Source organism: Brachybacterium paraconglomeratum (genome assembly GCF_039541415.1).
Classification (GTDB): Bacteria; Actinomycetota; Actinomycetes; order Actinomycetales; family Dermabacteraceae; genus Brachybacterium; species Brachybacterium paraconglomeratum_A.
This window is the reverse complement of sequence record NZ_BAABGE010000004.1, coordinates 390787-405026: the sequence shown is the minus strand read 5'-3', so window position 1 is coordinate 405026 and position 14240 is coordinate 390787. Positions and strand designations below refer to the sequence as shown.

The window sequence follows — 14240 nt, the reverse complement described above, 5'->3', positions numbered from 1 at the left end:
CCGGTGCGGGGTCCTCGTTGCTCAGCACTCGCCGAGCGAATGCCTCACGGCTGCGGGGTCTCCCCCGCGGCGATCACTTGGTGATCTTGGTGACGCGGCCTGAGCCCACGGTGCGGCCACCCTCACGGATAGCGAAGCCGAGGCCCTCCTCCATGGCGATCGGCTGGATCAGCTCGACCGTCATCTCGGTGTTGTCGCCGGGCATGACCATCTCGGTGCCCTCGGGCAGCGTGATGACGCCGGTGACGTCCGTGGTACGGAAGTAGAACTGCGGGCGGTAGTTCGAGTAGAACGGGTTGTGACGCCCGCCCTCGTCCTTGGACAGGATGTAGACCTGAGCCTCGAAGTTCGTGTGAGGGGTGATGGTGCCGGGCTTGGCCACGACCTGGCCGCGCTCGACGTCCTCACGCTTGGTGCCACGCAGCAGCAGACCGCAGTTCTCGCCGGCCCATGCTTCGTCCATCTGCTTGTGGAACATCTCGATACCGGTGACGATCGTCTTCTGCGGATCGCGGATGCCGAGGATCTCGACCTCGGAGTTGATCGCGAGCTTGCCGCGGTCGACCTTGCCGGTGACGACGGTGCCACGACCCTGGATCGTGAAGACGTCCTCGATCGGCATCAGGAAGGGCTGATCCATGTCGCGGACCGGGTCCGGAATGGACGAGTCCACTGCGTCCATGAGCTCTTCGATGGCCTTGACCCACTTCTCTTCGCCCTCAAGAGCCTTGAGAGCGGAGACCTGGATGACCGGCGCGTCCTCGTCGAAGCCCTGAGCGCCCAGCATCTCGCGGACCTCCATCTCGACGAGCTCGAGGATTTCCTCGTCGTCGACCATGTCGGACTTGTTGAGAGCGGCGAGCAGGTAGGGAACGCCGACCTGCTTGGCGAGCAGGACGTGCTCACGGGTCTGAGCCATCGGGCCGTCGGTGGCGGCGACCACGAGGATCGCGCCGTCCATCTGAGCAGCACCGGTGATCATGTTCTTCACGTAGTCGGCGTGCCCGGGGGCGTCGACGTGCGCGTAGTGACGCTTGTCGGTCTCGTACTCGATGTGCGAGACGTTGATCGTGATGCCGCGCTGCTTCTCTTCCGGCGCGTTATCGATCGTGTCGAAGTCACGCTTCTCGTTGAGCTCGGGGAACTTGTCGTACAGAACCTTCGAGATCGCAGCGCTCAGCGTGGTCTTGCCGTGGTCGACGTGACCGATGGTGCCGATGTTGACGTGCGGCTTGGTCCGCTCGAACTTGGCCTTCGCCATGATGGTGTCCTCCTAGGACTTCTAATCGTGGTACTTCTGGATCGGGATCGGATCCCGCCTCGGCGAGGCGGAGCTCCGAAGGGAGCGGTGGGGGAAGCAGGAGAAGGAGCCTACCTGCTTCCCCCGACTCCTCACTCGCCCCGGGTCTTAGCGATGATCTCGTCCGCAATGCTGGACGGGACCTCCGAGTAGCTGTCGAACTGCATGGTGTACATCGCGCGACCCTGGGTCTTGGACCTCAGGTCGCCGACGTAGCCGAACATCTCCGACAGCGGGACGAGAGCACGGACGATCTTGACTCCGCTCGCGTCCTCCATCGACTGGATCTGACCTCGCCTGGAGTTCAGATCGCCGATGACATCTCCCATGTACTCCTCAGGAGTACGGACCTCGACGTCCATGAGGGGCTCGAGGAGGACCGGCTGCGCCTTGCGCAGGGCCTCCTTGGCTGCCATGGAGCCGGCGATCTTGAACGCCATCTCCGAGGAGTCGACGTCGTGGTACGCGCCGTCGAGCAGCGCGGCCCGGACGTTCACGACCGGGTAGCCGGCCAGGATGCCGGAGACCAGGGCGCTCTGGATGCCCGCGTCCACGCTCGGGATGTACTCGCGCGGGATGCGGCCGCCGGTGACCTTGTTCTCGAACTCGTAGAACACGCCATCTTCGGCATCGGTCAGCGGCGAGAAGGTCACCTGGATCTTCGCGAACTGGCCGGAGCCACCGGTCTGCTTCTTGTGGGTGAAGTCGAACTTCTCCACCGTCCGCTTGATCGTCTCGCGGTAGGCCACCTGCGGCTTGCCGATGTTGGCCTCGACGTTGAACTCGCGACGCATACGGTCCACGAGGATGTCGAGGTGCAGCTCGCCCATGCCCTTGATGACGGTCTGGCCGGTTTCCTCGTCCTGTTCGACCTGGAAGGTCGGGTCCTCCTTGGCGAGCTTCTGGATGGCGACACCCAGCTTCTCCTGGTCGCTCTTGGTCTTCGGCTCGATGGCGACCGAGATGACCGGCTCCGGGAAGCTCATGGACTCCAGCTGAACCGGGTTCGCCGGATCGGCGAGCGTGTCGCCCGTCGTGGTGTCCTTGAGGCCGATGAACGCGTAGATGTGGCCTGCGAAGGCCTCCTCCACCGGGTTCTCCTTGTTGGAGTGCATCTGGAAGAGCTTGCCGACGCGCTCCTTCTTGCCGGTCGTGGTGTTCAGGATCTGATCGCCCTGCTTCACCTGACCGGAGTAGACGCGCACGTAGGTCAGCGAACCGAAGAAGGGGTGCGCGGCGACCTTGAAGGCGAGCGCCGAGAAGGGCTCGTCCCACTCGGGCTTGCGGACGATCTCGGTCTCCTCGTCGCCCGGCTTGTGTCCCACCATCGGGGGCACGTCGAGCGGGGAGGGGAGGTAGTCGACGACACCGTCGAGCATGAGCTGGACGCCCTTGTTCTTGAATGCGGTGCCGCAGAAGACCGGGTAGGCCTCGGAGTTGACGGTCATGGACCGGATGCCGGCCTTGAGCTCGTCGATCGTGAGGTCGGTGTCCTCGAGGTACTTCTCCATGAGCTCCTCGGAGCTCTCGGCGACGTCCTCGACCAGCTTGGCGCGGTACTCGTCGACCGTGTCCTGCAGCTCAGCGGGGATCGGGATCTCACGCTGCCACTGGCCGAGCGAGGGATCACCCTTCTTCGAGTTGATCGCCGGCATGTCCTCTTCGAGGGTCTCGGGCCAGTCGTAGGCCTTCATCTCGACGAGGTCGACGATGCCGGTGAACTCGTGCTCCGATCCGATCGGGATCTGCATGACCAGCGGCTTCGCGCCGAGGCGGTCCACGATGGTCTTGATGGTGAAGAAGAAGTCGGCGCCCAGCTTGTCCATCTTGTTGACGAAGCAGATGCGGGGCACGTCGTACTTGTCGGCCTGGCGCCAGACGGTCTCCGACTGGGGCTCCACGCCCTCCTTGCCGTCGAACACTGCGACAGCGCCGTCGAGCACGCGCAGCGAACGCTCCACCTCGACGGTGAAGTCGACGTGGCCGGGGGTGTCGATGATGTTGATCTGGCTGTCGTGCCAGTAGCAGGTCGTCGCGGCGGACGTGATCGTGATGCCGCGCTCCTTCTCCTGCTCCATCCAGTCCATCGTCCCGGCGCCGTCGTGGGTCTCGCCCATCTTGTAGTTCACGCCGGTGTAGAAGAGGATGCGCTCGGTCGTGGTGGTCTTGCCAGCATCGATGTGAGCCATGATGCCGATATTGCGGACCTTGTTCAGGTCGCTGAGCACTTCAAGTGCCACGGGCTGTGCCTTTCTGGAGAACGGATGCTGGTGGAGCTGCCGAAGGACAGTCGGTGGGGTCCGCCCGGATGGGCGAACCCCACCGTGGACTCACCAGCGGTAGTGAGCGAAGGCGCGGTTGGACTCGGCCATCTTGTGGGTGTCCTCGCGGCGCTTGACAGCTGCACCGAGGCCGTTGGAGGCGTCGAGGATCTCGTTCATCAGACGCTCGGTCATGGTGTTCTCACGACGGGCGCGGGAGTAGCTGACCAGCCAGCGCAGAGCCAGCGTGGTGGAACGACCGGGCTTGACCTCGATCGGCACCTGGTAGGTCGCGCCGCCGACTCGGCGGGAGCGGACCTCGAGGGAAGGCCGGATGTTGTCCAGCGCCTTCTTCAGGGTGACGACCGGATCCTGGCTGTTCTTCTCACGTGCACCCTCGAGGGCACCGTAGACGATGCCCTCGGCGACGGTCTTCTTGCCGTCCAGGAGGATCTTGTTGATGAGCTGCGTGACGATCGGCGACCCGAAGACGGGGTCGACGGCCAACGGGCGCTTGGGAGCGGGGCCCTTACGAGGCATTACTTCTTCTCCTTCTTGGCGCCGTAGAGGGAGCGCGCCTGCTGGCGGCCCTTGACGGACTGGGTGTCCAGCGCGCCGCGAACGATCTTGTAACGCACACCGGGGAGGTCCTTCACACGACCGCCGCGCACGAGCACGATCGAGTGCTCCTGGAGGTTGTGGCCCTCACCGGGGATGTACGCGCTGACCTCGATGCCGGTCGACAGACGCACGCGCGCGATCTTGCGCAGCGCGGAGTTCGGCTTCTTGGGGGTCTGGGTGTAGACGCGGGTGCAGACACCGCGGCGCTGGGGCGAACCCTGGAGCGCGGGCGTCTTGGAGGAGGACGAACGACCGTCCCGCCCCTTGCGCACCAACTGCTGAATCGTGGGCACAGTTTCTCTTCCTTGTCAGCCCTCGGAGCTGTTGGCACCGAAGGATCAACATCTTCGACCGCTCACGCGGTCGGCGACCCGATATCCGCAGCCCCCATAGCCCGGGAGGCTTCGCGGATCGGCCCGCCCGACAGGTGATGGCACCTGCCGGGCGTCCAGGAGGACCGTGATCGGTGCCCACGGGCAGGAGGCCGGGCATGGCCACCCTTCCCACATTCGGGCACACCGCGAGGATCCGCTCCTCGCGGGGGACACCCCCCGCAGCCCCGAAGGGCCAGCGGGTCAGTCCCGGGTCACGACCAGAGGGCACTCCGGACGCATACGCAGTCTACTGAGATGCGTGGGATGCGGTCAAAGCTTCTCGGAGGTTCCGACACAGATCACATGACGCCACATGACCGCCAGCTTGCCTCGAGATGAATCGACGGGGTACGGGAACGCGACGAGCGCGCCGCAGAGGTGCGACGCGCTCGTGGCAATGGGACTGACTCGAGATCAGCGAATGCCGAGCTGGGAGGTGCAGGAGGGCCATGCGCCCCAGCCCTGCGCGGCCTGAACCTTCTTGGCGATGTCGATCTGCTGACCGCGGGTGGCCTGGTTGGCGGTGGAGGCGTACTTGCCGCCGCCGAAGGCCTTCCACGTCTGTCCGCTGAACTGGAGACCGCCGTAGTAGCCGTTCCCGGTGTTGATGGACCAGTTGCCACCGGACTCGCACTGAGCGATGCGGTCCCACACGGAGCCCGACGGAGCAGCCGGCGCCGAGGCACCGGTGTTGCCGGAGGACTCGGAGGAGCTGCGCTCAGAGCTGCGGTTGGACTTGCTGCCCGTCTCGCGCTTCTCGCTGGAGGACTTCTTGGACGAGGACTTCTCGGACGACGAGGACTTCTCCTCCTGCACGGGCTCCGGCTTCGGCGCCGGCTTGGTGCCCTTGGCGACGACCTCGGTGACCGGCTCGGTCACGACCTTCTCGGAGAGAAGCTCGGACTCGGTGACCTCGCCGTCGACGGTCTTCTCCGCGAAGACCTTCTCGGTGGTGCCGGCCTTGCCCTCGGTGGTGGTCTTGGTCTTGCCCTCGAGCAGCGAGTCGTCCTCGACGGTCTTCGTCTCGAACGGGATCTCCACGCTCTCGGTGCGCTCGCCCTCACGGACGCGCTGGACCGTGTGGGTCGCGTCGTCCTCGAGCACGGTGTCGCGGGGGACGTCGGCGGTGTCGGTGTCCTCGATGTCGCCGAGCACCTTCTCCATCGCCTCGCCCACGGTCAGAGCGGTCACCTCGAAGGTGTCCTGGCCCTTCTGGCCGACGAAGGTGACGGTCTTGCTGGTGACGACCTCGACCTCGCCGTTCGCGGCGGCGAGCGAGGAGGTGGGCTCCGGGGTGACACGTGCACCCTCCGCCTTGTACTCGGTCTCCTCAAGAGCGTCGGCGACGGTATCGCCGGTGGTGAGCAGTTCCGACTCCACGCCATCGACCGTGACGGTGACCGGTGTGCGCTGGACGACCTGGATCGCCATGCCGTCGGTGACGGCCTCCTCCAGGCCCGGCACCACCAGGTCGGTGTCCTTGACCTCGATGCCCTGGGCGGAGAGCAGGTCTCCGACGGTGGGCTGCGAGAAGGTGCGCACCGAGGATTCCTCGCCGTACACGCTGAGCTGCGCCTCGTTCGACATGGCGAAGGCAGTGCCTCCGCCGCCGATCGCGACGACGCACACGGTCGCGGCTCCGATGATCCACGGGGTCTTCTTCACTGGTCCACCTGTTTCCTGCCGCATTCGCGCGGCGTATTCGTGTCGTTCCCTGAGCTCCGGGCCTCGCGGTGCGAGGCCTGCAGCTCCGGCACGCGCGCGCCGCCTGTCAGGGGCGCGGCAGGAAAGCTTGCGTGGGAACCGCCAGATGCCATGGTTTCCCGATTCGCCCCGTTGCGTAAGGGGACTGGCGAGAGTTTGAGGAAGCACCCCATAGCTCTTTACCCTCTCGTGAACCTCGGGGTCTGCCAGGTCACGCTGAAGCGCCTCAGCCCGGCCCGGAACGCGACGGGGCGCACATCGGCCGAGCAATCTGCACTCCCCCGGAACGTCTGTGCGCATGCTGCTTCGCCGCGGATCGGGAGCAGAAACGCCGCGGGGCGGCTCCACCGAAGTGGAGCCGCCCCGCGGCGTGTGGTCGCTCGTCCGCCGCCTTCGCGGCGGGCGAGCTCCCGCGCTCAGCGCAGGATCACCGGATCACCGGAAATCAGTGCGGAACGGGTCGGCGTAGTCGATGTCGTCGAGGTTGACGGCACCGGTCTGGCCGAAGCCGGAGAAGTCCAGCTCGTCGTAGCCGGGCACCTGGTACATCTGTGCCTTGGCCTCATCGGTGGGCTCGACCGCGATGTGGCGGAATCGCGACAGGCCAGTGCCCGCCGGGATGAGCTTGCCGATGATGACGTTCTCCTTGAGCCCCATGAGCTTGTCGCTCTTGCGGTTCAGGGCGGCTTCGGTGAGCACGCGGGTGGTCTCCTGGAAGGAGGCCGCCGAGAGCCACGACTCGGTCGCCAGCGAAGCCTTCGTGATGCCCATCAGCTCGGGACGACCCGAAGCCGGCTGACCGCCCTCGGACAGGACCCGTCGGTTCTCCGTCTCGAACTTGACCCGCTCGGCGAAGTCGCCGGGCAGCAGACCGGTGTCACCGGACTCGATGACCGTCACGCGACGGAGCATCTGGCGCACGATGACCTCGATGTGCTTGGCGTGGATGTCCACGCCCTGGCTGATGTAGACCTTCTGCACCTCGTCGACCAGGTGCTGCTGCACGGCCCGGGGGCCGAGGATCCGCAGGACCTGCTTCGGGTCCACCGAGCCCAGCGTGAGCTTCTGGCCGACCTCGATGTGGTCGCCATCTGCGATCAGGAGGGAGACGCGCTTGGAGACGGTGTAGGCCACCGGCTCCGAACCATCGTCCGGAGTGACCGTGATCCGGCGCTGCTTGTCGTTCTCCTCGACCTCTGCCCGACCCGAGAACTCGGAGATCGGCGCGAAGCCGGCCGGGGTACGGGCCTCGAAGAGCTCCTGCACACGCGGCAGACCGTGCGTGATGTCGCCTTCGGCGCTGGCCACACCACCGGAGTGGAAGGTACGCATGGTCAGCTGGGTGCCGGGCTCGCCGATGGACTGAGCCGCGACGATGCCGACGGCCTCGCCGATGTCGACCAGCTGGCCGGTCGCGAGCGACTTGCCGTAGCACTGGACACAGGTGCCCACCGCGGAGTCACAGGTCAGCACGGAGCGGATCTTGACCTCGCGCACACCTGCCTCGACGAGCTGCTCGATGAGCACATCGCCCAGCTCGGTGCCGGCCGGAGCCGCCTCGGTGCCATCGGCGCCGAGTGCCGCAGTGGCCAGGACACGCCCGTACACGGTGGATTCCGCGTGCTCGTGGGGCCGGAGTTCGCCGGCCTCCTCGACCGCGATCGGAAGCACCAGGCCCTTGGTGGTCCCGCAGTTGTCCTCGCGGATGATGACATCCTGCGAGACGTCGACCAGACGACGGGTCAGGTAACCCGACTGTGCGGTCTTCAGCGCGGTATCCGCCAGGCCCTTGCGGGAGCCGTGCGAGGCGATGAAGTACTCCAGGACCGAGAGCCCCTCCTTGTAGTTGGAGAGGATCGGACGCGCGATGATCTCGCCCTTCGGGTTCGTCACCAGACCACGCATACCGGCGATCTGGCGCACCTGCATCCAGTTGCCTCGGGCACCCGAGTGCACCATCCGGTAGATCGCGTTGGTCGATTCGAAGTTCTCACGCATCGCCTCGTCGACCTCATTGGTCGCCTCGGTCCAGATGTCGATCAGCTCGGCATTGCGCTCGACCTCGGAGACGAGACCGAGGTCTCGGTTCTCCTGGACCTGCGCGGCCTTGGCCTCGTACTTCGCGATGATCTCCGGCTTGTTGGGCGGGGTGACCACGTCGGAGAGCGCGAAGGACGCACCCGAGCGGGTCGACCAGGTGAAGCCGTAAGCCTTCAGCGCATCGAGCGATGCGGCGACCTGACCCTTGTCATAGCGCTCAGCGAGAGCGTTGACGATGCCGCCCAGACGCTTCTTGCCGACCTGGCCCTGCACGAAGGGGAAGCCCTCGGGCAGCGTCTCGTTGAAGTGAACGGCGCCCAGGGTGGTGGTGAGGATGATCGGGTCACCCTCGGTCCAGCCCTCGGGAGCCACCCAGTCGCTCGGCGGGACGATGTCCGTGAAGCGGATGTCCACCAAGGCGTTGAGGTCCAGCTCGCCGCGGTCGTAGGCCATGATCGCCTCTGCCTCGGACGAGAACTTGCGACCGATGCCGGGGACGTCCTCGCGCACCGTGGTGAGGTGGTAGAGACCGATGATCATGTCCTGTGCGGGCATGGTCACGGGGCGACCGTCGGACGGCTTGAGGATGTTGTTGCTGGACAGCATCAGGATGCGGGCCTCAGCCTGCGCCTCGGCGGACAGCGGCAGGTGCACAGCCATCTGGTCGCCGTCGAAGTCCGCGTTGAACGCGGCGCAGACGAGCGGGTGCAGGTGGATGGCCTTGCCCTCCACCAGCTGCGGCTCGAACGCCTGGATGCCCAGACGGTGCAGGGTCGGTGCACGGTTCAGCAGCACCGGATGCTCGGTGATGACCTCTTCGAGCACGTCCCACACCTCGGGCCGAGCACGCTCGACCATCCGCTTGGCGGCCTTGACGTTCTGGGCGTGGCTGAGCTCGACCAGGCGCTTCATCACGAAAGGCTTGAAGAGCTCGAGGGCCATGCCCTTGGGCAGGCCGCACTGGTGCAGATTCAGCTGCGGGCCGTTGACGATGACGGAGCGGGCGGAGTAGTCCACGCGCTTGCCGAGCAGGTTCTGACGGAAACGACCCTGCTTGCCCTTGAGCATGTCCGAGAGCGACTTCAGCGGGCGGTTGCCCGGTCCGGTGACCGGGCGGCCGCGACGACCGTTGTCGAACAGCGAGTCGACCGACTCCTGCAGCATGCGCTTCTCGTTGTTCACGATGATCTCGGGGGCACCGAGATCAAGCAGCCGCTTGAGGCGGTTGTTGCGGTTGATCACGCGACGGTACAGGTCGTTGAGATCGGAGGTCGCGAAGCGGCCACCGTCCAGCTGCACCATCGGACGCAGGTCCGGCGGGATGACCGGGACAGCGTCCAGGACCATGCCCACAGGCGAGTTGGTGGTGGTGAGGAACGCGGAGACCACCTTGAGGCGCTTGAGCGCGCGGGCCTTCTTCTGCCCCTTGCCGGTGGCGATGATCTCGCGCAGCAGCACGGACTCGGCCTCGAGGTCGAAATCGGCCAGACGACGCTGGATCGCCTCGGCGCCCATGCCACCCTCGAAGTAGGTGCCGTAGCGCAGCTTCATCGCACGGTAGAGCTGCTCATCGCCTTCGAGGTCAGCGACCTTGAGGGTCTTGAAGCGCTCCCAGATGCGAGTGATGCGGTCGATCTCCGCGTCGTACTTCTTGCGGATCTGGGCCTGCTCACGCTCGCCGGAGTCGCGGACCTTGCGCTTCGCGTCGGCCTTGGCACCCTCCTCTTCGAGCTGGGCGAGATCCTTCTCGGCGGAGAGCGCACGGTTGTTGATCGCGGCGTCGCGCTCGTTCTCGAGCTCCTTGACCTCGAGATCGAAGCGGGCCTGGAGATCCGGCATGTCGTCGTGACGTGCCTGATCGTCCACTGCCGTGATCATGTACGCGGCGAAGTAGATGATCTTCTCGAGATCCTTCGGCGCGAGGTCCAGCAGGTAGCCCAGGCGGCTGGGCACGCCCTTGAAGTACCAGATGTGCGTGACGGGAGCAGCGAGCTCCACGTGGCCCATGCGCTCACGGCGCACGGAGGACTTGGTGACCTCCACGCCGCAGCGCTCACAGATGATGCCCTTGAAGCGCACGCGCTTGTACTTGCCGCAGTAGCACTCCCAGTCCCGGGTGGGGCCGAAGATGCGCTCGCAGAAGAGGCCGTCCATCTCGGGCTTCAGGGTGCGGTAGTTGATGGTCTCCGGCTTCTTGACCTCGCCGTGGGACCAGCCGCGGATGTCTTCAGGGGTCGCAAGACCGATGCGCAGCTCGTCGAAGGTATTGACGTCGATCACAGGTGTCCTTCTCTCGATCGGAAGAGTGGTGTCTGAGGGAACGGGGTCGAGGGCGGGGCTCAGGGGGCGGGAGCGGCGTCACGCCGCTCCCGCACGGGCCTGAGCCCGATTCCCTCAGACCTCTTCGATGGAGCCGACGCCCTCGTGGGGCCGGCGGGACAGGTCGATGCCGAGCTCCTCCGCAGCGCGGAAGACCTCCTCGTCGCTCTCCTTGACGTCCTGGGCGGTGCCGTCGCTGGACAGCACCTCGACGTTCAGGCAGAGGGACTGCATCTCCTTGAGGAGCACGCGGAAGGATTCCGGGATGCCGGGCTCGGGGATGTTCTCGCCCTTGACGATCGCCTCGTAGACCTTGACGCGGCCGGCGATGTCATCGGACTTGATGGTCAGCAGCTCCTGCAGGGCGTAGGCGGCGCCATAGGCCTCGAGGGCCCAGACCTCCATCTCGCCGAAGCGCTGGCCGCCGAACTGGGCCTTACCGCCCAGCGGCTGCTGCGTGATCATCGAGTACGGGCCCGTGGAGCGTGCGTGCAGCTTGTCGTCCACCAGGTGGTGGAGCTTGAGCATGTACATGTAGCCCACGGAGACCGGCGCCGGGAACGGCTCGCCGGAGCGACCGTCGAACATGCGCGCCTTGCCGTCCTCCTTGACCATCCGCTCGCCGTCCCGGTTGGGGCGGTGATTGGCGATCAGGCCGGTGACCTCGTCGGCGGTGAGGCCGTCGAACACGGGAACCGCGACCGGGGTCCCGGGCTCGCCGTGCAGAGCGGACTCGGGCAGATCAGCGGCGGCGGCATCCGTGGGATCCAGGTCCCAGCCGGACTTGGCGACCCAGCCGAGGTGGGTCTCCATGACCTGGCCGATGTTCATTCGGCCGGGCACGCCCATCGGGTTCAGGATGATGTCGACCGGGGTGCCATCCTCCAGGAACGGCATGTCCTCGACCGGCAGGATCTTCGCGATGACGCCCTTGTTGCCGTGACGGCCGGCGAGCTTGTCACCGTCGGTGATCTTGCGCTTCTGGGCCACGTAGATGCGGACCATCTCGTTGACACCGGTGGGGAGGACATCCCCGTCCTGGTCTTCGTTGAAGACCTGCACGCCGATGATGGTGCCCGACTGGCCGTGGGGAACGCGCAGCGAGGTATCGCGCACCTCGCGGGCCTTCTCGCCGAAGATCGCGCGCAGCAGGCGCTCCTCCGGGGTCAGCTCGGTCTCGCCCTTGGGGGTGACCTTGCCGACCAGGATGTCGCCCGGCTCGACCTCGGCGCCGATGCGGATGATGCCGCGCTCGTCGAGATCAGCCAGCACGTCGTCGCCGACGTTCGGGATGTCCCGGGTGATCTCTTCCTTGCCCAGCTTGGTGTCGCGGGCGTCGACCTCGTGCTCCTCGATGTGGATCGAGGTGAGGACGTCGTCCTGAACCATCCGCGAGGACAGGATGATGCCGTCCTCGTAGTTGTGCCCCTCCCAGGACATGAAGGCGACCAGGAGGTTCTTGCCGATCGCGAGCTCACCCTGATCGGTCGAGGGACCATCAGCCAGGATCGAGCCTGCCTCGACGCGGTCACCCTCGTCGAAGAGCACCCGCTGGTTGTAGGAGTTACCGGCGTTGGAGCGCTGGAACTTCCCGATCGGGTAGGTCTGGCGGGTGCCATCATCAGCCATCACGACGACCAGGTCGGCGGAGAGCTCCTCGATGACACCGCCCTTCTGCGCGGTGATCACGTCACCGGCGTCAACCGCGGCTCGACGCTCCATGCCGGTGCCGACCAGCGGCATCTCGGAACGGAGCAGCGGCACAGCCTGGCGCTGCATGTTCGAGCCCATGAGCGCGCGGTTGGCGTCATCGTGCTCGAGGAAGGGGATCATCGCCGTGGCGACGGAGACCATCTGCCGGGCGGAGACGTCCATGTAGTCCACGTCTGCGACGGCGACCAGATCGGGTTCGCCACCGGGGAGGCGCACCAGGACCTCTTCGTTGAGGAAGCGGCCCTTCTCATCGATCTTGGCGTTGGCCTGGGCGATGATGTGGCGATCCTCGTCGTCCGCGGTGAGGTACACGACCTCGTCGGTGACGTGACCCTCGGCGACCTTGCGGTACGGAGTTTCGATGAAGCCGAAGGGGTTGATCCGGGCGAAGGTCGCGAGCGAGCCGATCAGGCCGATGTTCGGGCCCTCAGGAGTCTCGATCGGGCACATACGTCCGTAGTGCGACGGGTGGACGTCACGGACCTCCATGCCGGCACGGTCACGGGAGAGACCACCCGGGCCCAGGGCCGAGAGGCGACGCTTGTGCGTCAGACCCGACAGCGGGTTGTTCTGGTCCATGAACTGCGAGAGCTGGGAGGTTCCGAAGAACTCCTTGATCGCGGCGGTGACCGGACGGATGTTGATCAGGGTCAGCGGCGTGATCGCCTCGACGTCCTGCGTGGTCATGCGCTCGCGGACGACGCGCTCCATGCGGGACAGGCCGGTGCGGACCTGGTTCTGGATCAGCTCGCCCACCGCGCGGATGCGACGGTTGCCGAAGTGGTCGATGTCGTCGGTCTCGACGCGCACCGGCTTGTCATCGGTGCTGGTGTACTCGTTGACTCCGTCGTGCAGGGCAACGATGTACTTGATCGTGGAGACGATGTCCTGCAGACGCAGGGTCGACTCGGAGAGGCTGCCGTTGAGGCCGAGCTTCTTGTCGATCTTGTAGCGGCCGACCTTCGCGAGGTCGTAGCGCTTGTTGTTGAAGTAGAGGTTGTTCAGCATCGCCTCGCCCGCATCACGTGTGGGCGGCTCGCCCGGACGCTGCTTGCGGTAGATGTCGATGAGCGCCTCGTCCTGAGAGGCGATGCGGTCCTTCTCCAGGGTGGAGCGCATCGACTCGAACTCGCCGAACTCCTCGAGGATGTCCGAGTGAGACAGGCCCAGGGCCTGGAGCAGCGTCGTGACGGACTGCTTGCGCTTGCGGTCGATGCGGACACCGACCTGATCACGCTTGTCGATCTCGAACTCGAGCCAGGCGCCGCGCGACGGGATCATCTTCGCGGAGAAGATGTGCTTGTCGCTGGTCTTGTCGATGGACTCCTCGAAGTACACGCCCGGGGAGCGGACCAGCTGCGAGACGACGACACGCTCGGTGCCGTTGATGATGAAGGTGCCCTTGGGGGTCATGAGCGGGAACTCGCCCATGAAGACCGTCTGGGTCTTGATCTCGCCGGTCTCGTTGTTCATGAACTCCGCGATGACGTACAGCGGAGCAGCGTAGGTGAGGTCCTTGTCCTTGCATTCGTCGACCGTGTACTTCGGGTCGTCGAAGGTGTGGTCGCGGAAGGACAGCGACATATTGCCGGCGAAGTCCTCGATCGGAGAGATCTCCTCGAGGATGTCCGCGAGACCTGAGGTCTGCGGGACGTCCTCCCGACCATCAGCAGCGGCCTCCTGGGCACGCTCCTGCCAGCGGTTGTTGCCGAGCAACCAGTCGAACGAGGTGGTCTGCAGACTCAGCAGATCCGGTACCTCGATCGGGTCGCCGAGCTTCGCGAAAGTAACGCGAGGTGAGGCGGTACGAAGTGCTATGTCAGTGGTGCGATCGGTGCTCGAGGCAGCCAAGGGGGGTCCTTCCACAGGCCGATGACGGAATCCCAGGCGCGGCGAACGCCCGTCAGG

7 protein-coding genes are annotated in these 14240 nt (G+C 65.7%); all 7 read right to left on the bottom strand.

Annotation, left to right across the window (positions count from 1 at the left end; translation table 11 throughout):
• Nucleotides 1–73: 73 nt before the first annotated feature.
• Complete coding sequence (gene tuf / locus ABD893_RS06305; RefSeq protein ID WP_345076999.1) at nucleotides 74–1261, bottom strand: elongation factor Tu; 1188 nt, start codon at nucleotides 1259–1261, stop codon at nucleotides 74–76.
• Nucleotides 1262–1392: 131 nt separating this feature from the next.
• On the bottom strand, nucleotides 1393–3540 hold the full coding sequence (gene fusA, locus ABD893_RS06300; RefSeq protein ID WP_345076996.1) for an elongation factor G: 2148 nt from the start codon (nucleotides 3538–3540) through the stop codon (nucleotides 1393–1395).
• Nucleotides 3541–3630: 90 nt separating this feature from the next.
• Nucleotides 3631–4101 carry a 30S ribosomal protein S7 gene (rpsG, locus tag ABD893_RS06295; protein WP_345076993.1) on the bottom strand — a complete coding sequence of 157 codons (471 nt, stop codon included), beginning with the start codon at nucleotides 4099–4101 and terminating at the stop codon, nucleotides 3631–3633.
• Complete coding sequence (gene rpsL / locus ABD893_RS06290) at nucleotides 4101–4475, bottom strand: 30S ribosomal protein S12 (RefSeq protein WP_345076990.1); 375 nt, start codon at nucleotides 4473–4475, stop codon at nucleotides 4101–4103. Before rpsL ends, rpsG begins: the two co-directional genes overlap by 1 nt.
• Nucleotides 4476–4970: 495 nt before the next feature.
• The gene (locus tag ABD893_RS06285; RefSeq protein WP_345076987.1) at nucleotides 4971–6221 is read right to left on the bottom strand and encodes a resuscitation-promoting factor; all 1251 of its coding nucleotides are present in this window, start codon (nucleotides 6219–6221) and stop codon (nucleotides 4971–4973) included.
• Nucleotides 6222–6695: 474 nt separating this feature from the next.
• The gene (locus tag ABD893_RS06280; RefSeq protein WP_345076984.1) at nucleotides 6696–10580 is read right to left on the bottom strand and encodes a DNA-directed RNA polymerase subunit beta'; all 3885 of its coding nucleotides are present in this window, start codon (nucleotides 10578–10580) and stop codon (nucleotides 6696–6698) included.
• Nucleotides 10581–10694: 114 nt separating this feature from the next.
• Nucleotides 10695–14183, bottom strand: a complete 3489-nt coding sequence (gene rpoB, locus ABD893_RS06275; RefSeq protein WP_345076981.1) for a DNA-directed RNA polymerase subunit beta — start codon at nucleotides 14181–14183, stop codon at nucleotides 10695–10697.
• Nucleotides 14184–14240 lie beyond the last annotated feature (57 nt).